This is a genomic window from Streptomyces sp. 1222.5, from assembly GCF_900105245.1.
Classification (GTDB): domain Bacteria; phylum Actinomycetota; class Actinomycetes; order Streptomycetales; family Streptomycetaceae; genus Streptomyces; species Streptomyces albidocamelliae.
In genome coordinates this window covers 1895236-1920209 of sequence record NZ_FNSZ01000001.1, presented here as the reverse complement: position 1 = coordinate 1920209, position 24974 = coordinate 1895236, and the positions used below count along the sequence as shown (strand labels likewise).

The 24974-nt window shown below is 73.6% G+C and carries 20 protein-coding genes and 1 pseudogene; 16 read left to right on the top strand and 5 right to left on the bottom strand.

The features are described 5' to 3' along the window. Positions 1–35: 35 nt before the first annotated feature. From BLW57_RS08660 to BLW57_RS08650, 3 genes are all read right to left on the bottom strand, one after another. Positions 36–434, bottom strand: coding sequence for a RidA family protein (locus tag BLW57_RS08660; RefSeq protein WP_093473400.1), 399 nt, complete (start codon positions 432–434; stop codon positions 36–38). A 51-nt stretch (positions 435–485) separates the two neighbouring features. Further along, on the bottom strand, positions 486–2075 hold the full coding sequence (locus tag BLW57_RS08655) for an alpha/beta hydrolase (protein ID WP_093473398.1): 1590 nt from the start codon (positions 2073–2075) through the stop codon (positions 486–488). Positions 2076–2211: 136 nt separating this feature from the next. Beyond that, positions 2212–3264 (bottom strand): Rv2578c family radical SAM protein, encoded by a 1053-nt coding sequence (locus BLW57_RS08650; RefSeq protein ID WP_093473397.1) that lies wholly within the window; start codon positions 3262–3264, stop codon positions 2212–2214. A 135-nt stretch (positions 3265–3399) separates the two neighbouring features. On the opposite strand from BLW57_RS08650, the gene BLW57_RS08645 reads away from it, so the two are divergent. The 11 genes from BLW57_RS08645 (at position 3400) to BLW57_RS08595 (ending at position 18820) form a co-directional block, all read left to right on the top strand. Then, positions 3400–3843 carry an SRPBCC family protein gene (locus BLW57_RS08645; RefSeq protein WP_093473395.1) on the top strand — a complete coding sequence of 148 codons (444 nt, stop codon included), beginning with the start codon at positions 3400–3402 and terminating at the stop codon, positions 3841–3843. A gap of 152 nt (positions 3844–3995) precedes the next feature. Next, entirely contained in the window at positions 3996–6455 is a 2460-nt protein-coding gene (locus tag BLW57_RS08640; protein WP_093473394.1) for an MFS transporter, read from the top strand. A 142-nt stretch (positions 6456–6597) separates the two neighbouring features. Then, complete coding sequence (locus tag BLW57_RS08635) at positions 6598–9051, top strand: ATP-binding SpoIIE family protein phosphatase (protein WP_093473392.1); 2454 nt, start codon at positions 6598–6600, stop codon at positions 9049–9051. Positions 9052–9189: 138 nt separating this feature from the next. Next, positions 9190–9909 carry a class I SAM-dependent methyltransferase gene (locus tag BLW57_RS08630; RefSeq protein WP_093473390.1) on the top strand — a complete coding sequence of 240 codons (720 nt, stop codon included), beginning with the start codon at positions 9190–9192 and terminating at the stop codon, positions 9907–9909. 268 nt (positions 9910–10177) lie between these two features. Further along, on the top strand, positions 10178–11011 hold the full coding sequence (locus BLW57_RS08625; RefSeq protein ID WP_093473389.1) for a M55 family metallopeptidase: 834 nt from the start codon (positions 10178–10180) through the stop codon (positions 11009–11011). Continuing rightward, positions 11004–12308 (top strand): M20/M25/M40 family metallo-hydrolase, encoded by a 1305-nt coding sequence (locus tag BLW57_RS08620; RefSeq protein WP_093473387.1) that lies wholly within the window; start codon positions 11004–11006, stop codon positions 12306–12308. Before BLW57_RS08625 ends, BLW57_RS08620 begins: the two co-directional genes overlap by 8 nt. Positions 12309–12311: 3 nt before the next feature. Continuing rightward, positions 12312–14279 carry a S9 family peptidase gene (locus tag BLW57_RS08615; RefSeq protein ID WP_093473386.1) on the top strand — a complete coding sequence of 656 codons (1968 nt, stop codon included), beginning with the start codon at positions 12312–12314 and terminating at the stop codon, positions 14277–14279. Next, complete coding sequence (locus BLW57_RS08610) at positions 14276–15199, top strand: S66 peptidase family protein (RefSeq protein WP_093473384.1); 924 nt, start codon at positions 14276–14278, stop codon at positions 15197–15199. The genes BLW57_RS08615 and BLW57_RS08610 overlap by 4 nt, the downstream gene beginning before the upstream one ends. Positions 15200–15282: 83 nt before the next feature. Then, positions 15283–15834 (top strand): GNAT family N-acetyltransferase, encoded by a 552-nt coding sequence (locus tag BLW57_RS08605; protein ID WP_073891800.1) that lies wholly within the window; start codon positions 15283–15285, stop codon positions 15832–15834. 84 nt (positions 15835–15918) lie between these two features. Continuing rightward, positions 15919–16818: an arginase family protein gene (locus tag BLW57_RS08600; protein ID WP_093473383.1), complete on the top strand. Its 900-nt coding sequence runs from the start codon at positions 15919–15921 to the stop codon at positions 16816–16818. A gap of 40 nt (positions 16819–16858) precedes the next feature. Next, on the top strand, positions 16859–18820 hold the full coding sequence (locus tag BLW57_RS08595) for a DUF5107 domain-containing protein (protein WP_093473382.1): 1962 nt from the start codon (positions 16859–16861) through the stop codon (positions 18818–18820). Between the two features lie 5 nt (positions 18821–18825). Here the strand turns inward: BLW57_RS08595 and BLW57_RS08590 are convergent, their stop codons facing one another. Beyond that, positions 18826–19173 carry a VOC family protein gene (locus BLW57_RS08590; protein ID WP_093473380.1) on the bottom strand — a complete coding sequence of 116 codons (348 nt, stop codon included), beginning with the start codon at positions 19171–19173 and terminating at the stop codon, positions 18826–18828. An 81-nt stretch (positions 19174–19254) separates the two neighbouring features. Here BLW57_RS08590 and BLW57_RS08585 point away from each other — a divergent pair, with 81 nt between their 5' ends. Continuing rightward, positions 19255–19704 (top strand): phage holin family protein, encoded by a 450-nt coding sequence (locus BLW57_RS08585; protein WP_093473379.1) that lies wholly within the window; start codon positions 19255–19257, stop codon positions 19702–19704. Between the two features lie 174 nt (positions 19705–19878). Here BLW57_RS08585 and BLW57_RS08580 read toward each other — a convergent pair whose 3' ends face one another. After that, complete coding sequence (locus tag BLW57_RS08580) at positions 19879–20835, bottom strand: LLM class F420-dependent oxidoreductase (RefSeq protein WP_093473377.1); 957 nt, start codon at positions 20833–20835, stop codon at positions 19879–19881. Between the two features lie 224 nt (positions 20836–21059). Between BLW57_RS08580 and BLW57_RS08575 the strand changes: the two genes are divergently transcribed. From BLW57_RS08575 to BLW57_RS08565, 4 genes and pseudogenes are all read left to right on the top strand, one after another. After that, complete coding sequence (locus BLW57_RS08575) at positions 21060–22463, top strand: NAD(P)/FAD-dependent oxidoreductase (protein WP_176985515.1); 1404 nt, start codon at positions 21060–21062, stop codon at positions 22461–22463. After that, positions 22460–22708, top strand: a complete 249-nt coding sequence (locus tag BLW57_RS41315; RefSeq protein ID WP_176985514.1) for a hypothetical protein — start codon at positions 22460–22462, stop codon at positions 22706–22708. Before BLW57_RS08575 ends, BLW57_RS41315 begins: the two co-directional genes overlap by 4 nt. Then, positions 22705–24552, top strand: coding sequence for a transketolase (locus BLW57_RS08570; protein WP_093473376.1), 1848 nt, complete (start codon positions 22705–22707; stop codon positions 24550–24552). The genes BLW57_RS41315 and BLW57_RS08570 overlap by 4 nt, the downstream gene beginning before the upstream one ends. Next, positions 24549–24950, top strand: a pseudogene (locus tag BLW57_RS08565) (ATP-dependent DNA ligase); the annotation flags it as partial. The gene BLW57_RS08570 and the pseudogene BLW57_RS08565, both read left to right, overlap by 4 nt. Positions 24951–24974 lie beyond the last annotated feature (24 nt).

The following is a 24974-nucleotide window of genomic DNA, read 5'->3' as shown; positions in this document are numbered from 1 at the left end:
ACGGACTCCCGGGAGTGCCCCCGGATCGAGCCCCCTCAGTAGTCCACCACCGCGAACGCCTCGATCTCCATCAGGAACTCCGGCGCCACCAGACCCGCCACCTGCACGGCGGAGGACGCCGGCAGGCGGTCGTCGGGTATGTGCGCGGCGCGCGCCGCCCGGATCGCCGGCAGATGCGCCCGGTCCGTGACGAAGTACGTCAGCTTCACGACGTCCTCGAAGCCGGCCCCCGCGGCGGCCAGACAACGCCGCAGGTTCTCGAACACCTGGCGGGCCTGCGCCGCCGGATCGTCCTTGCCGACCAGGTGGCCGTCCTCGTTCAGGGCGAGCTGTCCGGAGACGGCGACGAAGCGGCCGGTCGCCGAGACCACGTGGCTGTACTGGGCCGCGGGGGCGACCCCGGCGGGGGCGGAGATCCGGGTCGGTTCACTCATCTCTCCATGGTGGACCACCCCACTGACAACGCCCCCGGCCGGCGGGGGGCGTTAGCGGCGGAAGCCCAGCAGCCTGTGCAGGGCCGAACCGCGGGACGACACCGACGCCGCCTTCGCGGTGAGCGGCTCGGGGTCGGGCGACTTCGGGCAGACCGCGTCGGCCGCGTCGGTCGTGCCGGTGCCGTGCGGCAGCGTGCCGTCGGCCAGGTACGCGGCGAGATACCCGTCGAGGCAGGCGTTGCCGCTGAGTGTGATGCCGTGGTTGCCGCCGCCGTCCTCGACCACCAGGCGGGAGCCGGTCAGCAGCCGGTGGACCCGCGTACCGCCCGGATAAGGGGTGGCCGCGTCCCGCGTCGCCTGGAACAGCAGCGCGGGCGGCAGCTCGGTGTTGGCGATGTCCACCGGCTTCAGCGCCGCCGTCGGCCAGAACGCGCAGGGCGCGTTGTACCAGGCGTTGTTCCAGGCCATGAAGGGAGCCTTGCCGTACACCGCCCAGGTGTCCGCGCTCCACCGGCTCCACGTGCGCCGCCAGGAGGTGTCACGGCACTGCACGGCCGTGTAGACGCTGTAGCCGTTGTCGCCCGAGCCGTCCACGGTGGCGAAGTTGTCGTACGCCTCCACCAGTGGCCCGGTCCTGCCGTCGTGGACGTAGGCCGCGAACGCCTCGGCGAGGTAGGGCCAGTAGCCGTCGTAGTAGCCGCCCGGGATGAAGGTGTCCTCCAGCTCGGAGGCCCCGACCCGGCCCTCGGCCGGGGTCCGCGCCAGGGCCGCCCGCATCGCGTACCACTGCGCCTCGACCTTCGCCGGGTCCGTGCCCAGCCTGTACCTGGCGTCGTACTTGGCGATCCACGCCATCAGCGCCCGGTGGCGGTCGTCGAAGGCGTAGTCCTGGCCCAGGTTGTCGTCGTACCAGACGCCGGACGGGTCGACGATCGAGTCCAGCACCAGACGCCGGACCCGCTCGGGGTACAGCTTGGCGTAGACCGCGCCGAGATAGGTGCCGTACGAGTAGCCGAAGTAGTTGATCCGCTCCGCGCCGAGGGCCCGGCGGATGGCCTCCATGTCCTGGACGGCGCTGACCGTGTTGACGTACGGCAGCACGTCGGCGTACTTGCGGCCGCAGGCGGCCGCGAAGGACTTCGCGCGCTCCACGTTCGCCTGTTCCAGCGCGGGCGTGGCCGGCACGGTGTCCGGGCGCACCGGCTTGAAGTGGCCCGGCACGCAGTCCAGAGCGGGGGTGCTGCGGCCGACCCCGCGCGGGTCGAAACCGATCACGTCGTACTGGGCCGCCACGGCCTTGGGCAGCGTCGAGGCGACGAACCCGGCGAGGGTCAGCCCGCTGCCGCCGGGGCCGCCCGGGTTGACCAGCAGGGGGCCCTGGGAGGTCTTCGCGGTGTGCGGGACACGGGACAGGGCGAGGGTGATCCGCCGGCCGGCCGGCTGCGCGTGGTCCAGCGGCACCGTCAGGGACCCGCACTGGAGCGTCGGGTAGTCGTTCGTCGCGCACTTCTTCCAGACGGGTTCCGCGGCCGGAGCGGCCGGTGCCGCCGGCGCGGTCCGGGCCGCGTGGGCGGGGACGGCCGCGACCGAGCCCGCCAGCACGGCCGCGGCTGCGCACAGCACGGCTGCGCGTTCTCTCATGGGTCCTCCCGGGACGGAGGTGTCGGCGAGCCGTGAGGATCACGGTTCTCGCCGGATCGTCCCGGAATCGGCCACCCGGAGAACGCGTCGCGGCCATAGTTGACCCGGATGGGCCGAGGGATGCCCTCGAACGCTCTCAGATGAGGGTGAGTTGGGTCGGCTCGGCCACGTCCCGCGGCTCCGGCTCCACCGGGCGGATCCGTCGGGCCAGGCCCGCGCGCGTGGGCCCGATGCCGTACTCCCGCGCCAGCTCGTGCACCTGACGGGTGATCCGGCGCTGGTACCACTTGGGCGCGTAGGCGCCGTCCGCGTACAGCCGCTCGTAGCGGCGCACCAGGTGCGGGTGATGCCGGCCGAGCCAGGCCATGAACCACTCCCGGGCGCCCGGCCGCAGGTGCAGCGCCAGAGGTGTGACGGAGGTGGCCCCGGCCGCCGCTATCGCCCGTACCGTCGACCGCAATTGGGCGGGGTCGTCGCTCAGGAACGGGATCACCGGTGCCATCAGGACCCCGCAGCCGATGCCGTGCTCCCCGAGGGTGCGCACGACGTCCAGCCGGCGCTCCGGCGCCGGGGTGCCGGGTTCCACCGTGCGCCACAGCCCGGTGTCGAGGAAGCCGACGGAGACCGAGACGCCGATGTCGGTCACCTCGGCCGCCCGGGTCAGCAGCTCCAGGTCGCGCAGGATGAGGGTGCCCTTGGTGAGGATCGAGAACGGGTTCGCGTGCTCGGTGAGGGCGGAGATGATGCCCGGCATCAGCCGGTAGCGGCCCTCGGCGCGCTGGTAGCAGTCCACGTTCGTGCCCATCGCCACGTGATCGCCCGTCCAGCGGCGGGAGCCGAGCTGACGGCGCAGCACGTCGGGCGCGTTCACCTTGACCACGATCTGCGTGTCGAAGCCGATGCCGGTGTCCAGGTCCAGGTAGCTGTGCGTCTTCCGCGCGAAGCAGTAGACGCACGCGTGCGAGCAGCCCCGGTAGGGATTGACCGTCCACTCGAACGGCATGCGCGAGGCGCCCGGCACCCGGTTCAGCACGGAGCGGGCCCGGACCTCGTGGAAGGTGATCCCGCGGAACTCGGGGGTGTCGAAGGTCCGGGTGGTCACGGCCTCCGCGCCGAACAGCGCGGGATCGGCCGCCCGGCCGTGCTCGGCTGGCTCCCCGGACTCCACGGTGAGGTTCTCCCAGCGCATGACGCCTCCTCGGTAGGACTGCGCCCACAATAGAACATCTGTTCCCATGATCGTGCGACCCCCGATTTGGGCGGCCGGGCGCCGGGGTGGTTGGCTTGCCCCAACCGGCGAGCACACAGGTCCTGGAGGAACGCAATGGCGCAGGTCGAGGCCACTACGGAGCGGGTCGTCGCGGCGGACGCGGAGAAGGTGTTCGACGCCCTGGCCGACTACCGCGGCACGCGGCAGCGGCTGCTGCCCGAGCACTTCAGCGAGTACGAGGTGCGCGAGGGCGGCGACGGCGAGGGCACCCTCGTCCACTGGAAGCTCCAGGCCACCAGCAAGAGGGTGCGCGACTGCCTCCTGGAGGTCAGCGAGCCCACCGACGGCGAGCTGGTCGAGAAGGACCGCAACTCCTCCATGGTCACCACCTGGCGGGTCACCCCCGCCGGCGAGGGCAGCTCCCGCGTCGTCGTCACCACCACCTGGAAGGGCGCCGGCGGCATCGGCGGCTTCTTCGAGAAGACCTTCGCGCCCAAGGGTCTCGGCCGCATCTACGACGCCGTGCTCGCCAACCTCGCCGCCGAGGTCGAGAAGTAGCGCCAAGCCCCCACCGGTGGAGGGGCGTTGCGTCCCTTCACCGGTTCGAGTGGATCTCCGCCACCTCCACAGTGGCGCCGTAACTCGCCGCAGTTGTTCGCAGTTGTCGCCTTACGCGGGAATTGTGACAGGTGCGACGAGGGGAGCGGTACGTGGGCGGGTCGACTCTGGTGAAGCACGAGCCGGTCGCGGCACCGGACGCCGGGGAGGCGATCCGGGCGGCCGAGGGTCCCGCGGGGGCCGCGGGTGCCGGAGGGACCGCCACCGTCACCGCCGCGCCCCCACCCGCCGCGACCATGGCCGAACTCGGGCCGCGCCGCGTGCGGCTGGTGTTCGTCGGGCTGATGCTCGCGTTGCTCCTCGCGGCACTGGACCAGATGATCGTCGCCACCGCGCTGCCGAAGATCGTCGGCGAACTGCACGGCCTGGACAGGATGTCCTGGGCGATCACCGCCTATCTGCTCACCTCCACCATCGGCCTGCCGCTGTACGGCAAGCTCGGCGACCTGGTCGGCCGCAAGGGCGTCTTCCAGTTCGCCATCGCCGTCTTCGTCGTCGGCTCCGCGCTCGCCGGCCGGGCGCAGAGCATGGACCAGCTGATCGCCTTCCGCGCCGTCCAGGGCGTGGGTGCGGGCGGGCTCATGATCGGCGTGCAGGCGATCATCGCCGACATCGTGCCGCCCCGCGAACGCGGCCGGTACATGGGCCTGATCGGCGCCGCCTTCGGCCTTGCCTCCGTCGCCGGACCGCTCCTCGGCGGCTACTTCACCGACCACCTCTCCTGGCGCTGGTGCTTCTACGTCAACGTCCCCTTCGGCCTGGTCACCCTCGCCGTCGTCACCGTCGTCCTCAAGCTCCCCAGGCCCGCGGTGCGCGGACGGCTCGACGTGCCCGGCGCGCTGCTGCTCGCAGCCGCCTCCACCTGCCTGGTCCTGCTCACCAGTTGGGGCGGCACCGAGTACGCCTGGGACTCCCGGCAGATCCTCGGCCTGGCGGCCGGCGCGGTCGCCGCCGTCGCCCTCTTCCTCGTCGCCGAGCGCTTCGCGGCCGAACCCCTCATCCCGCTGCGGCTGTTCCGCGACTCCGTATTCAACGTCAGCGGCCTGGTGGGCCTCGTCATCGGCGTGGCCCTGTTCGGCGCGGCCAGCTATCTGCCGACCTTCCTGCAGATGGTGGACGGGGCCAGCGCCACCGGCTCCGGGCTGCTCATGCTGCCCATGATGGCCGGGATCGTCGGCGCCTCGGTCATCGGCGGGCAGCTCATCAGCCGCACCGGGCGCTACAAGATCTTCCCCGTGCTCGGCGGCGCCGTCTCCGCCACCGGCATGTGGCTGCTGTCCCGGCTGGAGACCGACACGCCCCGGCTGCACTACAGCATCTGGATGGCCGTCCTCGGCGCCGGCATCGGCCTGGTGATGCCCGTCCTGGTGCTCGCCGTGCAGAACTCCGTGCGCCCCGCCGACCTCGGCACCGCCACCAGCGCCAACAACTACTTCCGGCAGATCGGCGGCAGCGTCGGCGCGGCCGTCTTCGGCACCCTCTTCGCCGACCGGCTCACCGACTCCCTGCGCAGGGAACTGCCCCCGCGGGCGGGCGCCGGGCTGCCCGACCCGGACTCCCTCACCCCGCAGCTCGTCCACGCGCTGCCCCCGGCCCTGCGCCACGCCTACATCCGCGCCTACGCCGACGCGATGCCCCGGATCTTCCTCTATCTGGTCCCGGTGCTCGCCCTCGGCCTGCTCATCGCCTTCTTCCTCAAGGAGAAACCCCTGGTGTCCCACCACACCGCCGAAACCGAGCCCGAGACCCTGAGCGCCGGCGCCCCGATCCCGACGGCCCGCACACCCCACACCGCGGGCGTCCCCGTCTGCGGCACCGTGCAGCACCCCGACGGCACCGTGGTGCCCCGCGCCGCCCTCACCCTCATCGACGTCGCCGGACAGCAGATCGGCCGGGGCGCGAGCGGCGAGGACGGCCGGTACGCGCTCAGCACCCCCGGTTCCGGGGCGTACGTGCTGATCGCCGCCGCCGGCGGCCACCAGCCGCAGGCCGTCTCCGTCACCGTCGGCGAACGGCCCGTCGAACTGGACGTCGTCCTCGGTGGCGCCGGGCGGCTGGCCGGCAGCGTGCTCACCGCCGACGGCAGCCCCGTGCGGGACGCCACCGTCACACTGACCAACGTCCACGGCGAGGTCGTCGCCGCCACCCGCAGCGGCCGGGAGGGCGGCTACGTCATCACCGAACTGGTCGCCGGCGAGTACACCCTGGCCGCCAGCGCCCCCGCCTTCCGGCCCGCCGCGCTGCCCGTCACCGTGCAGGCCTCCCGGGAGACCCGGCAGGACGTCGAACTCGCGGGCGGCGCCGTGCTGAAGGGCACCGTGCGGGCCCACGGCGGCCGCGCGGTGGAGGACGCGCGCGTGACGCTCCTCGACGCCGCGGGCAACGTCGTCGACACCCTCACCACCGGAGCCGACGGAACGTTCCGGTTCGTGGATCTCTCCTCCGGCGAGTACACCGTCATCGCCGCAGGTTACCCGCCGGTCGCCACGGTGCTGCAGGTCGCGGGCGGTGGCCGCACGGAACGGGACCTGCAACTGGGGCACGAGGACTGAGCGGCGCACGGGGCCGCGCGCCGGTGCGATCGGGCGGCACCAATTCCCGGATTGCCACACATCGCCACCTGCCGTCGCCTTACCGTAGTGGCGGGCGGCACAGATCGTTTGCGAACAGCCGTGGGGAGAGAGGGCCTGGGCCATGGACCGTGGCAGCGAGCGGGACACAGCTCCCGGGCGCGACACCGGCGACACGGCGGCCGGCCGGATTCCGCTGGCCGTGGTCGTCGTCGACCGCGACGGCCTCGTCTCCCACTGGAGCAGCGGTGCGGGGCGCCTGTTCGGTGTGGGCCGGGAGGACGCGGTCGGGCGCTCCGCGGCCGACCTGCTGCCGGTCTCCGGCGCCCTCGCCGACGACCTGCACGGCGAGCCGATGCCGGACGCCTACGACGAGTACGACGCCCTCGGTCCCGACCTGGAGTCCTCGCTCGGCTGCCGGACCTCGTACGCCACGGCGGGCCGCGCCCGCCTCGTCCCGTACGGGCAGCCGGCGGACGGTGAGCGGCTCGACGTGCTCTGGTGGGCCTACCCGCTGGTCGGGCCCGGCTCCTTCCGGCTGCTCGTGCTCGCCGCGGACGCCACCCGGCTCCGTGAGGAGCGGGGCTACGACGACGAGACCGCCGAACGCATCTCGCCCGGCTTCGCCCGCCACACCGAACTGCCCGCCTTCGACGAGCTCGAACGGCGGCTGCCCGAGATCCTGCCCAACATGGGGCCGGGGCTCAGCGGCCGCATCGTCTCCCAGGTCCTCGAACTGGGCTACCCCGTCCTGGAGTTCAGCCAGTACGACCGGGTGCCCGTGACGCCGTACTGGGGTGTGCCCCGCCGTGCGGGACGCGCCCGCGTCGAGGCCGTCGCGCCGTGGGAGCGGGCGGCGGCCGCCCCGGTCCCGGCCGGAGCCGAGCAGGACCTGGAGTACGCCGCCGTCCGCGAGCGGCTGGAGTTCCTCAACGAGGTAAGCTCCGGCATCGGCACCTCCCTCGACCTCGGCGAGACCATCCGCGAGGTGACCAGCGCCGCCGTCCCCCGTTTCGCGGACTTCGCGGGCACCCACCTGCGCGCCGCGGTCCTGGCGGGCGAGGGTTTCCCGGACGGACCGCCCGACGCGAGCACCGTGATGTTCCGCGTCTGGGTCGAGCACAACGACGAACCGGGCCGCTGGGACGACACCGTGCCGGTCGGCGAGGCCTTCGCCTTCCCCGAGCACACCCCGTTCTACAAGTGCATGGTCACCGGCGAGCCCGTCGTCGTCCCGAGGGTCACCGAGGAGCTGTCCGAGCGCATCTCCGGGGAGTTCGAGAAGCGCGACCTCAGGCCGCTCATCGGCGGCCGCTCCCTGCTGATCGTCCCGCTCAAGGCACGCAACGTCGTCCTCGGCTTCATGGTGCTGATGCGCCGCCCCGACCGCCCCGCCTTCGACGACATGGACCGCACCACCGGCGCCGAACTCGCCGCCCGCGCGGGCCTCGTGCTCGACAACGCCCGCATGTACACGTACCAGGAGAACGTCGCCGACACCCTCCAGGACAGCATGCTGCCGCAGGTGACCCCGCGGATGGCCGGGTGCGACGTCGCCACCCGCTATCTGCCCGGAACCCGGCTCGGCCGGATCGGCGGCGACTGGTTCGACACCATCAAGCTGCACGGCTCGCGCACCGCCCTCGTGGTCGGCGACGTCATGGGCCACGGCCTGAACTCGGCCGCGATGATGGGCCAGCTGCGTACCGCCGTGCAGACCATGGCCACCATGGAGACCCCGCCGGCCCAGCTGCTGCGCAACCTCGACGACCTGGCCCGCCGGCTCGGCGAGAACTACCTCGCCACCTGCCTGTACGCGGTCTACGACCCGATCCGCGGTGAGCTGACCCTCGCCAACGCGGGCCACATCCCGCCGGTCCTGGTCCGCGCCGAGGACGGCAGCAGCGATCTGCTCGACCTGCCCACCGGCGCCCCCATAGGCGTCGGTGGCGTCCCCTTCGAGGCCACCCGCATCCGGGTCGCCCCCGGCGACCGCCTGGTGCTGTGCACCGACGGTCTGGTCGAGGTGCGCGGCTCCGACATCGGCGAGGGCCTCGCCGCGCTCTGCGAGTCAGCCGCGCACCCGGCCGCCTCGATGGACGACGCCTGCGACACCATCATCCGCGCCCTCAACACGCGCGGCGGCCGCAAGGACGACGTCGCCCTGCTCATGGCCCGCCTCAACGGCATTCCCGACGACCACGTCGCCGAATGGCGGCTCGACGCCGAGCCGCTCGCGGTGCCCCGGGCCCGCCGCCTGGTGCGCGAACGGCTCCTCCAGTGGTGCCTGCCCCATGCGGTGGAGACGGCCGAGCTGCTGGTCAGCGAGGTCGTCACCAATGCCGTGCGGCACGCGCCGGGCGACCGGATCGGGCTGCGCGTGGTCCGCACCGACGCGCTGCTGTTCGAGGTCACCGACGACGAGCCCGCCCTGCCCGCCATGCTGGGCGCCGGCCCCCTCGACGAGTCCGGCCGCGGACTGCGGGTGGTCAGCCGGCTCGCCAGGGAATGGGGCGCCAGCACCAGCGGACACCGCAAGACCGTCTGGTTCGAGCAGAACCTCACCGGCAATAGCTGAACAGGGGGCGTGTGGCAACCCGTTGCACGCCCCCACTCCGCTGGATCCCGTACATCCGGTGAACGTGGTCCCCCACCCCTTGCCCGATGAGACAGCGACGCGATATCCCGATCACGGAACCGACTGTGGGGAGAGCGCATGAACGTCTCGGACAACTATCGCAACGCGTGGGAGAGTTACTGGAGCGAGACCTCCGAGGGCCGGGGCGAGGCGATCTGGGACGCCGATCCCTCCCTCAGCGCCGGACCCCACAGCGCCCTCCTCCTGCCGCACGCCGATCCCGCCCGCACCATTGTCGACCTCGGCTGCGGCAACGGCACCCAGACCCGCTACCTGGCCACCCGGTTCGCGCGCGCCGTGGGCGTCGACCTCTCGCACGCCGCCGTCGAGCACGCCCGCCGAGCCGAGAACGCCGGTACCGTCGAGTTCCAGCAGCTCGATCTCACCGACACCGGCGCCGTCCGCGCCCTGCACGAGCGGCTCGGCGACAGCAACGTCTACATGCGGGCCGTCATCCACCAGAGCGAACCGGCCGCCCGCCCCGCGGTCGCCGCCGCCGTCGCCGAGATCATCGGCGCCGAAGGCCGTGCGTTCGTCGTCGAGCTCACCTCCGGCTCCCGGGACGTGCTCAAGCGCGCCGCGTCCGATCCGGGCGGCCCGGGTCCCAAGCTCCAGCGCGTCTTCCACCACGGGCTCAAGCCCGCCGACGCCGACGACGCGGAGATCCCCCGGCTGCTGACCGAGGCCGGCCTGAAGATCCTCGCCGAGGGCGAGACCGCCCTGCCGCAGACCGAGAACCTGGCGGACGGCACCCGTATCGACCTGCCGGCCCACTGGTTCGTCCTCGCCGGCGCCTGACCCGGCCCCACGCCCGGACCGGCGCCGGGTGTGCGCGGAGCGGCGGCCACGGCCACCCGCTCCGCGCACCGCCGCCGGCGGCGGCAGCCGTGCGCCGGGGAAAGCGCCTCTCCGGCCGCTGCCGCCCCACCGGTTCGCTGTCGTACCGCCCCTCCACCGGCGGCGGGCACCTCGGGATCCGGGCCCGGCGCGGCAGCGGCCGGCGGCGGTCGTTTCGCGAGGTCGGGGTCGTAGCCTGGGCGCCCGTCGGCGCGTAACGTGACGCAGCATGAAGATCCTCATCAGTGCCGACATGGAGGGGGCCACGGGCGTCACCTGGCCGGCCGACGTGCTGCCGGGGACGCCGCAGTGGGAGCGGTGCCGGTCGATGTTCACCTCCGACGTGAACGCCGCCGCGCAGGGATTCTTCGACGGCGGTGCCGACGAGGTGCTCGTCAACGAGGCCCACTGGTCCATGCGCAACCTGCTCCTGGAGCGACTCGACGAGCGGGTCGAGATGCTCACGGGGCGGCACAAGTCGCTGTCCATGGTGGAGGGCGTCCAGCACGGTGACGTGGACGGCATCGCCTTCATCGGCTACCACGCGGGCGCCGGCATGGACGGCGTCCTCGCCCACACCTACCTGGCGAACCAGCTGACCGGGGTCTGGCTGGACGACGTCCGCGCCAGCGAGGGCCTGCTCAACGCGCACGTCGTCGCCGAGTACGGCGTCCCCGTCGTGCTCGTCACCGGCGACGACGTGGCCTGCGAGGACGCGCTCGGCTACGCGCCCGAAGCGCTGAAGGTCGCCGTGAAGGACCATGTGTCGCGGTACGCGGCCGTGTGCCGCACCCCGGCCCGCACCGCGGCCGACATCCGGGCCGCCGCCAAGGAGGCCGCACGGCTGGCGGTCCGCGCCGAGCCCGTGCACGCCGGGCCGCACACGATCGCCCTGGAGTTCGACGCGGAGCACCTGGCGATGGCCGCGACCGTCGTCCCCGGCGTCGCCCGGATCGGGGAGCGGAAGGTGGCCTACACCAGCGCCCGGATGTACGAGGGCATCAGGACGTTCAAGGCGGTCACCACGATCGTCTCTGCCGCCGTGGAGGAGCAGTATGGCTGACCAGCAGGCCCTGGACGAGGTCGTGCAGTTCACCTCAGGCCTGATCAGGATCGACACCACCAACCGGGGCGGCGGCGACTGCCGGGAGCGGCCCGCCGCCGAGTACGCGGCCGAGCGGCTGGCCGGGGCCGGTCTGGAACCGCTGATGCTGGAGCGGACCCCGGGCCGGACCAATGTCGTCGCCCGGGTCGCCGGCACCGACCCGTCCGCCGACGCGCTGCTGGTCCACGGCCACCTGGACGTCGTCCCGGCCGAGGCCGCCGACTGGAGCGTGCCGCCCTTCTCCGGCGAGGTCCGCGACGGGGTGGTGTGGGGCCGGGGCGCCGTCGACATGAAGAACATGGACGCGATGATCCTGGCCGTCCTGAGGTCCTGGACCCGGCAGGGCGTACGGCCCCGCCGGGACCTCGTCATCGCGTTCACCGCGGACGAGGAGGCCAGCGCCGAGGACGGCTCCGGGTTCCTCGCCGACCGGCACCCGGAGCTGTTCGAGGGCTGCACCGAGGGCATCAGCGAGTCCGGCGCGTTCACCTTCCACGACGGCGCCGGCCGGCAGATCTACCCCATCGCGGCGGGGGAGCGGGGCACCGGCTGGCTCAAGCTCACCGCGCGCGGCCGGGCCGGGCACGGCTCCAAGGTCAACAACGAGAACGCGGTCACCCGGCTCGCCGCCGCCGTCACCCGCCTCGGCGAGCACGAGTGGCCGCTCCGGCTGACCCCGACCGTGCGCGCCGCGCTCGCCGAACTGGCCACGCTGTACGGCATCGAGCCGGACTTCACCGACGTGGACCGGCTGCTGGAGAAGCTCGGCCCGGCCGGAAAGCTGGTCGAGGCCACCGTCCGCAACAGCGCCAACCCGACCATGCTGGAAGCCGGTTACAAGCTGAACGTCATCCCGGGCGAGGCGGTCGCCTTCGTCGACGGCCGCTATCTGGCGGGCGCCGAGGACGAGTTCCGCGCCACCCTCGACCGGCTGGTCGGCCCGGACGTGAGCTGGGAGTTCGCGCACCGTGAGGTGGCCCTCCAGGCCCCCGTGGACTCGCCGACCTTCGCGAGGATGCGGGCCGCCGTCGAGGAGTTCGCGCCCGAGGGGCACGTGGTGCCGTACTGCATGTCCGGCGGTACGGACGCCAAGCAGTTCTCGCGGCTCGGCATCACCGGGTACGGTTTCGCCCCGCTGAAGCTGCCCGAGGGACTCGACTACCAGGCGCTGTTCCACGGGGTCGACGAACGGGTGCCCGTGACGGCGCTGCACTTCGGCGTGCAGGTGCTCGACCGCTTCCTGCGGACGGCGTAGACGATGGGGGACGAGGTGCTCAAGTCACCGTACGGATCGTGGCCTTCGCCCGTGGACGCGGCGCTGGCCGCCGCGCACGACGGCCGGCCGGACTGGGTGGGGGTCGTCGGCGACGAGATCTGGTGGACCGAACCCCGGCCCGCCGAGGGCGGCCGCCGGGCACTGGTGCGGCGGCGGGCCGACGGCGGCGAGGAGCCGGTGCTGCCCGCGCCGTGGAACGTGCGCAGCCGGGTCATCGAGTACGGTGGCCGCCCCTGGTCCGGGGCGGTGCGCGACGGGCGGCCGCTCGCCGTGTTCACGCACTTCGCCGACCAGCGGCTGTACCTCTTCGAGCCGGGCGGCGAGCCGCGCCCGCTGACCCCGGTCTCCCCGGTGGGCGGCGGACTTCGCTGGGTCGAGCCGCAGATCCACCTCGAACGCGGCGAAGTGTGGTGCGTGCTGGAGGAGTTCACCGGCGAGGGACCCGACGACGTGCGGCGCGTCCTCGCCGCCGTACCGCTCGACGGCTCCGCCGCCGACGACCGTGGCGCCGTACGCGAACTCGCCCCCGAACGGCAGCGGTTCGTCACCGGGGCCAAGCTGTCGCCCGACGGCCGGCGGGCCGCCTGGCTCACCTGGGACCACCCCCGGATGCCCTGGGACGGCACGGAGCTGCTCGTCGCCGAGGTCGCCGACGACGGCACCCTGCGCGACGTGCGCACCGTCGCGGGCGGGCCCCGGGAAGCGGTCGCCCAGGTCGAATGGGACGCGGACGGCAGGCTCCTGTACGCGAGCGACCGCAGCGGCTGGTGGAACCTCTACCGCGACGGCACCGCGCTGTGTCCGCGCGAGGAGGAGTTCGGCGGCGCGCTCTGGCAGCTCGGCCTGCGCTGGTTCGCACCGCTGGACAGCGGGCTGATCGCGGTCGTGCACGGCAAGGGCGCGACGATACTCGGGATACTCGACCCCGAGACCGGCGAGCTCGTCGACGCCGCCGGACCCTGGACCGAGTTCACCGCCGGCCTCACCGCGCACGGGGAGCGGGTCGTCGCCGTCGGCGCCAGCCCGCGTACCGCCTACGAGGTGATCGAGCTGGACCCCAGGAGCGGACGCGCCCGCCCGGTCGGCGCCCCGCACGAGGACCCCGTCGACCCCGCGTACTACCCCGAACCGCAGATCCGGGTCTTCACCGGGCCGGACGGGCGCGAGGTGCATGCCCACGTCTATCCGCCGCACCACCCCGAACGGACCGCACCCGACGGCGAGCTGCCGCCGTACGTCATCTGGGCGCACGGCGGCCCCACCAGCCGCGTCCCGCTCGTACTGGACCTGGAGATCGCCTACTTCACCTCTCGGGGCATCGGCGTCGCCGAGGTGAACTACGGCGGCTCCACCGGCTACGGCCGGGCCTACCGCGAGCGGCTGCGCGAACAGTGGGGCGTGGTCGACGTCGAGGACTGCGCGGCCGTCGCCCGTGCCCTCGCCGACGAGGGCACCGCCGACCCCGCCCGCCTCGCGATCCGGGGCGGCAGCGCGGGCGGCTGGACCACGGCCTCCTCCCTGACGACCACCGACCTGTACGCCTGCGGCACCATCCTCTATCCGGTCCTGGACCTGGCCACCTGGGGGCCGGGGGAGACCCACGACTTCGAGTCCCGCTACCTGGAGTCGCTGATCGGCCCGCTCGCCGAGGTGCCGGCCCGCTACGCCGAACGCTCGCCGACCGCGCACGCCGACCGGATCGGCGTGCCGTTCCTGCTGCTCCAGGGCCTCGACGACGTCATCTGCCCGCCCGCCCAGTGCGAACGCCTCCTCGCCCGCATCGACGGCCGGGGCGTACCGCACGCCTACCTCACCTTCGCCGGGGAGGGCCACGGGTTCCGTCGGGCCGAGACGATGATCCGCGCCCTGGAGGCGGAACTGTCCCTGTACGCCCAGGTGTTCGGGCTGAAGCCGACCCCCGAGGTCCCGAAGGTGGGCTTGCGCACGTGAGAGAACTGCTGCGGCCCGCCCGGCTCGCCCCCGGCGCCCGGGTGGCCGTCGTCGCCCCCAGCGGGCCGGTGCCCGAGGAGCGGCTCCAGGCCGGGCTCGACGTGCTTCGCGGCTGGGACCTCGACCCGGTCGTCGCACCCCATGTCCTGGACCGGCACCGCGAGTTCGGCTACCTGGCGGGCACGGACGCCGACCGGGCCGCCGACTTCCAGAACGCGTGGTGCGACCCCGCCGTGGACGCGGTGCTGTGCGCCCGCGGCGGGTACGGGGTGCAGCGCATGGTCGACCTGCTCGACTGGGAGGCGATGCGCACGGCCGGGCCCAAGGTCTTCGTCGGCTTCAGCGACATCACCGTCCTGCACGAGGCCTTCGCCACCCGCCTGGGGCTCGCCACGCTGCACGGGCCGATGGCGGCCGGTATCGACTTCGTCAAGAACACCCGGGCCCAGGAGCACCTGCGGGCCACGCTCTTCGCCCCGGAGACCGTGCGCACCATCGCGTCCGGCGGCACGGCCCTGGTGCCCGGCCGGGCCCGGGGCGTCACCCTCGGCGGATGCCTGTGCCTGCTCGCCGCGGAACTCGGCACCCCGAACGCCCGCGCCTCGGCGGCCGGCGGACTGCTGTGCCTGGAGGACGTGGGCGAGGAGACGTACCGGCTGGACCGCTACCTCACCCAGCTCCTGCGCGCGGGCTGGCTGGACGGCGTCCGCGGGGTCCTGCTCGGCTCCTGGGAGAACTGCGCCGACTACGCGGAGGTGCGTTTCCTGCTGGCCGACCGGCTCGGCGTGCTCGGGGTGCCGGTGGTGGAGGACTTCGGCTTCGGCCACTGCGCGGGTGCCCTGACGATCCCGTTCGGGGCGACGGCGGAACTGGACGCCGACGCCGCCACGCTGACCCTGGACCGGCCCGCCCTGCGCTGAGCCGGGGACCGTACGACGCCCCGCGGCGCCGGAGGCCGGGAAATCCCGGGGCACCGCGGGCGGCGACGCCGTAGGCTGGCCGGATGCCCCACTCCACCCCCCGCCACCTCGCCGAGGGCCCCCGCGTGGCCGTCCGCCACTTCACCGCCGAGGACGGACCCGAGTTCACCGCCCGGGCCCGGGAGAGCAAGGACCTGCACCGGCCGTGGCTGTTCCCGCCGGACACCGACGAGGCCTACGCGGCCTACGCGGACCGGCTGATCGAGGACCCGTCCAAGGCCGGGTTCCTGGTGTGCGAGAAGGACAGCGGTGACCTCGCCGGGTTCATCAACATCAACAACATCGTCCGGGGCGGCTTCCAGTGCGGCGCCCTCGGCTACGGCGCCTTCGCCCACGCCGCCGGACGGGGGCTGATGCGGGAGGGCCTGGACCTGGTGATCGGGTACGCGTTCGGGCCGCTGGGACTGCACCGTCTCGAGATCAACGCGCAGCCCGAGAACACCGCCTCCATCGCCCTGGCCCGGGGCGCCGGCTTCCGCCTGGAGGGCTTCTCGCCCCGGATGATCTACATCGACGGTGCCTGGCGCGACCACGAACGCTGGGCTCTCACCGCCGAGATGCGCCCCGGCGGCTGATCCCGTCACCGGTCACCAAAGAGCCGCCGGGGAGGACCGGTCACCGAACACCCCGCCAGGAAGCGCCCGCCCAGGAAGGCCGCCATGCGCACACTCGTCGTGCTCGACGCCCCCTCCAACCTGGGCCTGCGCCCACCCGCTCCCGGCACCGTCCCGGGCTGCTACAAGCTGGCCGGCGCCCTCAGGGAGCAGCGCCTCCCGCGACGGCTCGGGGCCCGCGAGGGCGGGGTGGTCGTACCGCCGCGCTACGACCGCGGCGACTGGCAGGAGGGCGACGGCGTCTTCAACGCCACCGCGCTCGCCGCGTACACCGTCAAGCTCGCCGACCGCATCGAACACCACGTGCGCGCGGGGGAGTTCCCCGTCGTCCTCGGCGGCGACTGCTCGATCCAGCTCGGTGCCTCCCTCGCCCTGCGCCGCATCGGCCGGTACGGGCTCGCCGCCGTCGACGCCTCGCACGACTTCCGGCACCCGGGCAACTCCGACCGGATCGGCGCCGCGGGCGGCGAGGAGGTCGCCATCGCCACCGGCCGCGGCCAGGCCGACCTGAGCGACCTGGAGGGCCTCGGTCCCTACCTCAGGGACGAGGACGTACGGTTCTTCGGCATCCGTGACGCCTACACCGACGACACGGCCGAGCTCGCCGCGCTGAAGATGCCCGTCGCCACCGTCGGCGACCTCCGCGCCGAGAGCCCCGACGCGGTCGCCCGGGCCGCCGTCGAGGCCTTCGGGGCACCTGGACTCGACGGCTTCTGGGTCCACCTCGACGCCGACGTCCTCGACCCGTCCGTGATGCCGGCCGTCGACAGCCCCGACCCGGACGGCCTGCTGCCCGGTGAACTGGAGCTACTGCTGCGCCCGTTGCTCGCCGCACCGCGCTGCGTGGGCCTCAACATCACCATCTACGACCCCGACCTGGACCCCGACGGCACGGCGGGCGCGCTCCTGGCCGACCTGGTCGTGGCCGCCTTTGCGCAATCCTGACCGGCAGCTCCCCTGGCCGAGGCCCGCCCCGCCGGGTTCCATGGTCGTCGTGACGAGGATCCGACGTGAGGTACTGACCCTGCCCGCCGCGCGGTTGGGGCCCGACAACCCGCTGCCCCCGCTGCGCCCGCTCGACGAGGTCCACCGCATCGACGACCGGGATCGGGAGGAGATGCCCCGCGACATGGCCCGCCAGCTAGGCCACGAACCGCTGGGCAGCCTACTGCCGGTCCGTGTCCGCGACGGTTACGGCAGAACCCGCGAACCCCGGCCGGTCGAGGCGCTGGTCATCGAGAACGACCGGCTGCGCGCCACCGTCCTGCCGGGCCTCGGCGGCCGGATCGCCTCCCTGCTCCACCTGCCCACCGGACGCGAACTCCTCTACCGCAACCCGGTGTTCCAGCCCGCCAACTTCGCCCTCAACGGCGCCTGGTACTCCGGCGGCATCGAATGGAACATCGGCGCCACCGGCCACACCACTCTTTCCTGCGCCCCGCTGCACGCCGCCCGCGTCCCCGCCCCCGACGGCGGCGAGATGCTGCGCCTGTGGGAGTGGGAGCGGCTGCGCGACCTGCCTTTCCAGGTCGACCTGTGGTTGCCGGAGGGCTCCGACTTCCTCTACGTCGGCGCCCGGATCCGCAATCCCCACGAGCGGCCGGTGCCCACCTACTGGTGGTCCAACATCGCCGTCCCCGAGGACGTCAGGGTCCTCGCCCCCGCCGAGGAGGCCTGGTTCTTCGGCTACGAGCGCCGGCTGCGCCGCGTGCCCGTCCCGACGTACGACGGTGTCGACCGCACCTACCCGCCGAACAGCCCGTACGCGGCCGACTACTTCTACGAGGTGCCGGACGGCCGCCGCCGCTGGATCGCCGCGCTGGACGCGGACGGGCACGGGCTGGTGCAGACCTCCACCGACGTGCTGCGCGGCCGCAAGCTCTTCGTGTGGGGCGGCGGACCCGGCGGCCGGCGCTGGCAGCAGTGGCTGACCGAGCCCGGCACCGGCGGCTACTGCGAGATCCAGGCCGGACTCGCCCGCACCCAGCTGGAGCACGTCCGGCTGGAGGCGGAGAGCGAGGTGTCCTGGCTGGAGGCGTACGGGCCGCTCGACGCCCAGCCCGGCGGGGAGTGGACCGAGGCCGTCCAGGGGGCGGAGCGGCGGCTCGCGTCGGCACTGCCCCGCACCCGGGTCGAGGAGGCGTACGCCGTCTGGAAGCCGTGCGCCGACACCGAACCGGCGGAGATCCTGGCCGTCGGCTCCGGCTGGGGCGCGCTCGAGGTACTGCGCGCCGACTGGAAGCTGCCGGGCACACCCTTCCCCGAGTCCGCCCTGGGCGAGGCGCAGGCGCCCTGGCGGGAGCTGCTGCGCACCGGATCCCTGCCCGAGCCGCGCCGGGTGCGGCCGCCCGGTGAGACCCTGGTCGCGCCGCACTGGCGGGACATGCTGGAGACGGCCCCGGCGACCCCGCACACCGAGTACCACCTCGGCGTCGCCCAGTGGCACGCCGGCGACCGCGCCCAGGCGGTCCGCAGCTGGGAACGCGCCCTGCCGCTGGCGCCCTCCCTCTGGCCCCTGCTGCGCTGCCTGGCCGTCGCCGACCAGGAGGCCGGGCACCACGAGCGGGCCGCCGAACGCTACGCGGACGCCTTCGACGACCTCTGCCGCGAGCGCCGCGACGACGGCGAGACCTGGACGGCCGCCGTCGCCGCGCTCGGCCGCGAGACCCTCGAGGCACTGCTCAGGGCCCGGCGCACGGCGCAGGCACGGGCCGTGTGGGACCGGCTGCTGCCCGCCGTACGGCAGCGTGGCCGGTTCCGGCTGCTCCACGCCGAACTGCTGCTGGCCGAGGGCAGCAGCGCGCGGGCCAGGGCCGTCTTCGACGAGGGCTTCGAGGTCGCCGACCTCCGGGAGGGCGCGGACGTGATCGGCCGGCTGTGGGCCCGCCTCAGCGACGAGCCGCTGCCCGCCCGGCACGACTTCCGGATGCGGCCGGATCCGGTCTGACCGGGTCAGCCCCGCTGGTCGACGTACTCGAAGACCGAGCCGTCGGGATGCATCGCGAGGAGGTTGCGGCCCGCCGGCGTCGGCACCGGCCCGGCGAGGACCCGGGCGCCGAGGTCGGTCAGCAGCCGGTGGGCCTCCTCCACGTCCTTGACGGCGATCGTCGCGGTCACCCGGCGCAGGATCTCCAGCTCCGCTTCCGGGCCGCTCATCAGCAGGAAGGAGCCGACCGCGGCGACCTGGACCCCGCCGCGGTCGAAGCGCTGCGCTCTGCCGCCCGCCAGACGCTCGTAGAACGGGATCGCGGTATCGATGTCGTCGACGCAGATGCGCAGCGAGGCGCCCAGAATCTCCATGTGTCCGAGCCTAGTTGGGGCGGCACCGGCGACGCGGGGTGCTGGGCGTTACCTGCCGTTCCCACCGGGTAGACGCAGGACATGGACCGTTTGGATCACCTGGAACATCTGGACAAGCACCTTGTCGAAGAGCTGGCACAGGTGGCACGCGAGACGGTACGCGACGAACTGCGCGAGCAGAGCCGCAAGCAACGCCGCACCGCCATGCTCTACGCCGCCTCCGGTGCCACCGCGCTCTACGCGGGCGCCGCGGTGGCCCTGGCCGTCGGCCTGGCCCTCGCGATCGGCCTCCCCGGCTGGGCGGCCGCGCTGATCACCGCGGCGATCATGGGCGTGGCGGCCTTCCTGCTGCGCGGTGCCGCACGCCCGGGCCACGGGCAGCACCACACGCCGCACGCACCGCACCACGTGATCGGAGGCACCCCGCAGCCCGGCCCGCCCAGCGGCCTCGGCATGCCCTACCCGCCGATGCCGACGGAACCCCCGCCCCCGCCTCCCACGGACCCCGGCGGCCCCCACCACAGGGCCTGACGAACAGGACAGCACCGGAAAAGAACGGCCCCGGCCACAAGGAGTGGCCGGGGCCTCTCGCGCAACACCGGCACCTTTCGCCAAGGCCGGGCCGCCCAACCTCACTCAGGGGCGCGGGGAACTGCGCGACGAGCGACCGACGACCCGCACCCGGCGACGAAGAGTGACCGCCCCTCACTCGCCGAGCCGCGGCAGCACCTTCGTGCGGTAGAAGTCGAAGAATCCCCGCTGATCCGGCCCGATCTGGTTTACGTACACCCGGTCGAACCCGGCGTCCGCGTACGCCCGCAGCGCCGACACGTGCTCCTCGGCGTCGTCCCCGCACACCACGTTCTCCCGCACCATGTCCTCGGTGACCAGCTCGTGCAGCTGCTCGAAGTGCCGTGGCGAGGGCAGCACCTGGCCCATCTCGCCGGGCAGCAGCTCGTTGTACCAGAGCCCGTGCACCGTACGGACGCAGTCGTCGCGGTCCGTGCCGTAGCAGACCTTGGTGCCGCCGCTGACCAGCTTGGTCCCGCCGCCGCCCTTGCGGTACTTGGTGACCATCTCCTCCTCCGGCATCATCGTGATGTAGCCGTCGCCCACCCGGGCGGCGAGGGAGGTGGCCTTCGGGCCGAAGCCGGAGATGTCGATCGGCACGGGTTCGTCGGGGACGGTGTAGAGGCGGGCGTTCTCCACCGTGTAGTGCTTCCCGTGGTGGTCGACCTCCTCGCCCGTGAACAGCCGGCGCATCACCTGGATCGACTCCTCCAGCATCTCCAGGCGTACGTGCAGCGGCGGCCACCGGTCGCCCAGGATGTGCTCGTTCAGCGCCTCACCGGTGCCGACGCCGAGCCGGAACCGGCCCTCGGTCATCACCGCGCTCGTCGCCGCGGCCTGCGCCACCACCGCCGGGTGCATCCGCACGGTCGGGCAGGTCACCGCCGTCTCGATGGGCAGGGACACCGCCTCGGACAGCGCGCCGATCACCGACCACACGAAGGGGCTCTGTCCCTGCGCGTCGTTCCACGGGTGGAAGTGATCGGAGATCCACAGCGCCTGGAAGCCGGCCTGTTCGGCCATCCGGGCCTGTTCGACGAGTTCGGCGGGGTCGTGTTCCTCGGTCGCCAGGAAATAGCCGTACTCGGGCATGGGGGGCACCTCCGCGGGAGCGCCGGCAGGGGGTCTTCGAACGGTCCCGGGCCGGGTAACCGGACGCGACCGGGCGAAACGCCGCCGCGGCCGGGCGTGGAGGGCCCCCGCGGGACGGCGTTCGGGTGCTCCGACCGGCGTACGGGTGACCCGTCCTGCGTTTGGGTGCACCGGCCCCGGTTACGCGGAAAACCTGGGACGAGCCACACTGCCGGAGGCGCACCGTGAGTCGACCTCGCGTCGTGATCGTCGGCGCCGGATTCGCCGGGTACCGGGCTGCCCGCACCCTGGCCCGCCTGACCCGGAACCGGGCCGAGATCACCCTGCTGAACCCGACCGACTACTTCCTGTACCTGCCCCTGCTGCCCCAGGTCGCCGCCGGCGTCCTGGAGGCCCGCAGGGTCACCGTGTCGCTGCCCGACACCCTGCGCGGGGTGCGGACGGTGCTCGGCGAGGCCGGCCGCGTCGACCTCGACGCGCAGACCGTCCACTACACCGATCCGGAGGGCGGCACGGGCACCCTCGGCTACGAGCGCCTGGTGCTGGCCGTCGGCAGCGTGAACAAGCTGCTGCCCATCCCCGGGGTCGCCGAGCACGCGCACGGCTTCCGCGGGCTGCCCGAGGCGCTCTACCTGCGCGACCACGTGACCCGGCAGGTGGAACTGGCCGCGGCGGACGACGACCTGGCCACCAGCGCGGCCCGGTGCACCTTCGTCGTGGTCGGCGCCGGGTACACCGGCACCGAGGTGGCCGCCCACCTGAAGATGCTCACCGACCAGCTGGCCCGCCGCAGCCCGCTGCCGGCCGGTGTGCGCCCGCGCTGGATCCTGCTGGACGTGGCGCCCCGGGTACTGCCGGAGATGGACGAGCGGCTGTCCCGCACGGCCGACCGCGTCCTGCGGGCGCGGGGCGTGGACGTACGGATGGGGACGTCGGTGAAGGAGGCCACGCGCGACGGGGTGCTGCTCACGGACGGGGAGTTCGTCCCGTCCCGGACGCTGGTGTGGTGCGTGGGCGTGCGGCCCGATCCCCTGGTGGAGGCCGTCGGGCAGCCGCTGGAGCGGGGCCGGCTGATCGTGGACCCGTATCTGCAGGTGCCGGGCCGCCCCGAGGTGTTCGCCTGCGGGGACGCGGCCGCCGTACCGGATCTGCAACGGCCCGGGCAGTTCACGTCGATGACGGCCCAGCACGCCTGGCGGCAGGGCCGGGTGGCCGGGGAGAACGTGGCCGCCTCGCTCGGCCTCGGCCGGCGACGGCGCCCCTACCGCCATCGCGACCTCGGCTTCGCCGTCGACCTGGGCGGGATCCGGGCCGCAGCCAACCCCTTCGGCGTCCCGCTGTCCGGCGCGGCGGCCGGCGCGGTCACCCGCGGCTACCACCTGGCGTCGCTGCCCGGCAACCGCGTGCGGGTCGCCGCCGACTGGCTGCTGGACGCCGTACTGCCGCGCCAGGGCGTCCAGCTCGGGCTCGTACGGGCGTGGTCGGTACCCCTCGACACGGCTTCACCCGAGCTGGCGCGGGTACCGGGCGGACCGGACCGCACGGGGGAGCGGACCGCGAAGGGCCCGGACACCGGGGCGCCGCCGGCGTCCGGTACCGGACCGGACGGCAAGGAGGCGACCCCATGACGAAGCAGCCGTACCGCCGGAGCACCGAGCCGGCGAAGAACCAGCCGGGCGGCGAGCCCGCGAAGAACCAGCCGGGCGGTGAACCGGCGAAGAACCAGCCGGGCGCGGAGCCCGCCGGGAGCAGGCCGGAGCACACCGCGCCCGGCCACCCCGCCCCCGGCCCGGTCAGGCGGACCGATCCCCCTGACCCGGTGGACCGCCCCCATCCCGACGACTCTGCGCAAGGAGACCGAGGAGACACATGAACACCGCCGAACTCGCCGAACTGGGACAGCAGTTGCGCGTCGACAGCGTACGGGCGGCCGCCGCCGCGGGGTCCGGGCATCCCACGTCCTCGATGTCCGCGGCCGACCTGATGGCGGTCCTGCTGGCGAACCATCTGCGCTACGACTTCGAGCGTCCCGAACACCCCGCCAACGACCGCTTCGTCCTGTCCAAGGGCCACGCCTCGCCGCTGCTGTACGCCGCCTACAAGGCCGCCGGCGCCGTCGAGGACGGCGAGATGATGACCTTCCGCAAGCTCGGCAGCCGGCTGGAGGGCCACCCCACCCCCCGGCGCCTGCCCTGGGTGGAGACGGCCACCGGTTCCCTTGGCCAGGGCCTCCCGGTCGGAGTGGGCATCGCCCTCGCCGGGAAGCGGCTGGACCGCGTCGACTACCGGGTGTGGGTGCTGTGCGGCGACAGCGAACTGGCGGAGGGATCGGTGTGGGAGGCCGCCGAGCACGCCGGCTACGAGAACCTGGACAACCTGACCGCGATCGTCGACGTCAACCGGCTCGGCCAGCGCGGCCCCACCCGGCACGGCCACGACCTGGACGCCTACGCCCGCCGCTTCCAGGCCTTCGGCTGGCACACCGTCGAGATCGACGGGCACGACGTCGACAAGATCGACCGAGCGTACGGAGAGGCGCTGTCCACCACCGGACAGCCCACCGTGATCCTCGCCCGCACCCTCAAGGGCAAGGGCGTGGCGGCCGTCGAGGACCGTGAGGGACTGCACGGCAAGCCCCTGCCGGAGGCCGAGGAGGCCATCGCCGAACTCGGCGGACCGCGCGACCTGCACGTCCGCGTCAGCGAGCCGCCGGCCGCCGCCGTGCTGCGCTCGGCCACCACCGAGGTCCTCCAGCTCCCGCGCTACGACCTGGGGGACGAGGTCGCCACCCGCGACGCCTTCGGAGCGGCCCTCGCCGCGCTCGGCAGCGCCCGCGGCGACGTCGTCGCCCTGGACGGTGAGGTCGGCGACTCCACCCGGACCGAGGAGTTCGCCAAGGCCCACCCCGACCGGTTCTTCGAGTGCTACATCGCCGAGCAGCAGCTCGTCGCCGCGGCGGTCGGCATGGCCGCGCGCGGCTGGGTGCCGTTCGCCTCCACGTTCGCCGCGTTCCTCAGCCGTGCCTACGATTTCGTGCGCATGGCCTCCATCAGCGGCTCCGGTCTCAACCTGGTCGGCTCGCACGCCGGTGTCTCCATCGGGCAGGACGGGCCCTCGCAGATGGGCCTGGAGGACCTGGCGATGTTCCGCGCCGTGTACGGCTCGACCGTGCTGTACCCGTGCGACGCCAACCAGACCGCCAGGCTGGTCGGCGCGATGGCCGGCCTCGACGGCGTCCGCTACCTGCGCACCTCCCGGGGCAAGAGCCCGGTCGTCTACGGTCCCGACGAGGAGTTCCCGGTCGGCGGCAGCAAGACGCTGCGCTCCTCGGAGGACGACCGGCTGACCGTCGTCGCGGCCGGGGTCACCGTGCCCGAGGCGCTGGCCGCCGCCGACCGGCTGGCCGAGGACGGCATCCGGGTGCGGGTCGTCGACCTGTACTCCGTGAAGCCCGTGGACGCGGAGACCCTGCGCCGGGCGGCGCAGGAGACCGGCTGCCTGCTCACCGTCGAGGACCACCACCCGGAGGGCGGCCTCGGGGACGCCGTGGCGGAGGCGTTCGCCGACGGCGGGCCCGTACCCCGGCTGGTCCGGCTCGCGGTGCGCGTGATGCCGGGATCGGCCGCCCCGGACGAGCAGTTGCACGCGGCCGGCATCGACGCCGCCGGTATCGCGGCGGCCGCCAAGCTGCTGGTGGAGGAGGCGGTCGTGCGATGAGCCCCGGCGACGCCAGGACCGTCCGGGCGGGCCGCCGCACGGTGCGGATCCAGCGGCCCGGCAAGGTGCTCTTCCCGGGCGGTGCGGGCGTCGCGGAATACACCAAGGGCGACCTCGCCGACTACTACCGGTCCGTCGCGCCCTGGCTGCTGCCGCACGTCCGGGGCCGTCCGCTGATGCTGGAGAGGTATCCGGACGGCGTCGACGGGCCCCGGTTCATGCAGAAGAACACGCCGGACCACTACCCGGACTGGATCGAGCGGGCCGAGGTCGCCAAGGAGGGCGGCACGGTGAGGCACGTCGTCTGCGACGACACGGCCACCCTGCTGTTCCTGGCCGACCAGGCGTGTCTCACCCTGCACCGCGCTCGGTTTCGACGGGCCTCCCGCCGACGGCCAGGCGTGGCCTCGCGTGTGGTGGGC

What these genes read in the sequence shown, in the direction of transcription:
- BLW57_RS08660 (WP_093473400.1), bottom strand. Translation starts at nt 434, where the DNA reads ATGAGTGAACCGACCCGGATCTCCGCCCCCGCCGGGGTCGCCCCCGCG.
- BLW57_RS08655 (WP_093473398.1), bottom strand. Translation starts at nt 2,075, where the DNA reads ATGAGAGAACGCGCAGCCGTGCTGTGCGCAGCCGCGGCCGTGCTGGCG.
- BLW57_RS08650 (WP_093473397.1), bottom strand. Translation starts at nt 3,264, where the DNA reads ATGCGCTGGGAGAACCTCACCGTGGAGTCCGGGGAGCCAGCCGAGCAC.
- BLW57_RS08645 (WP_093473395.1), top strand. Translation starts at nt 3,400, where the DNA reads ATGGCGCAGGTCGAGGCCACTACGGAGCGGGTCGTCGCGGCGGACGCG.
- BLW57_RS08635 (WP_093473392.1), top strand. Translation starts at nt 6,598, where the DNA reads ATGGACCGTGGCAGCGAGCGGGACACAGCTCCCGGGCGCGACACCGGC.
- BLW57_RS08630 (WP_093473390.1), top strand. Translation starts at nt 9,190, where the DNA reads ATGAACGTCTCGGACAACTATCGCAACGCGTGGGAGAGTTACTGGAGC.
- BLW57_RS08625 (WP_093473389.1), top strand. Translation starts at nt 10,178, where the DNA reads ATGAAGATCCTCATCAGTGCCGACATGGAGGGGGCCACGGGCGTCACC.
- BLW57_RS08620 (WP_093473387.1), top strand. Translation starts at nt 11,004, where the DNA reads ATGGCTGACCAGCAGGCCCTGGACGAGGTCGTGCAGTTCACCTCAGGC.
- BLW57_RS08615 (WP_093473386.1), top strand. Translation starts at nt 12,312, where the DNA reads ATGGGGGACGAGGTGCTCAAGTCACCGTACGGATCGTGGCCTTCGCCC.
- BLW57_RS08605 (WP_073891800.1), top strand. Translation starts at nt 15,283, where the DNA reads ATGCCCCACTCCACCCCCCGCCACCTCGCCGAGGGCCCCCGCGTGGCC.
- BLW57_RS08600 (WP_093473383.1), top strand. Translation starts at nt 15,919, where the DNA reads ATGCGCACACTCGTCGTGCTCGACGCCCCCTCCAACCTGGGCCTGCGC.
- BLW57_RS08595 (WP_093473382.1), top strand. Translation starts at nt 16,859, where the DNA reads ATGGTCGTCGTGACGAGGATCCGACGTGAGGTACTGACCCTGCCCGCC.
- BLW57_RS08590 (WP_093473380.1), bottom strand. Translation starts at nt 19,173, where the DNA reads ATGGAGATTCTGGGCGCCTCGCTGCGCATCTGCGTCGACGACATCGAT.
- BLW57_RS08585 (WP_093473379.1), top strand. Translation starts at nt 19,255, where the DNA reads ATGGACCGTTTGGATCACCTGGAACATCTGGACAAGCACCTTGTCGAA.
- BLW57_RS08580 (WP_093473377.1), bottom strand. Translation starts at nt 20,835, where the DNA reads ATGCCCGAGTACGGCTATTTCCTGGCGACCGAGGAACACGACCCCGCC.
- BLW57_RS41315 (WP_176985514.1), top strand. Translation starts at nt 22,460, where the DNA reads ATGACGAAGCAGCCGTACCGCCGGAGCACCGAGCCGGCGAAGAACCAG.
- BLW57_RS08570 (WP_093473376.1), top strand. Translation starts at nt 22,705, where the DNA reads ATGAACACCGCCGAACTCGCCGAACTGGGACAGCAGTTGCGCGTCGAC.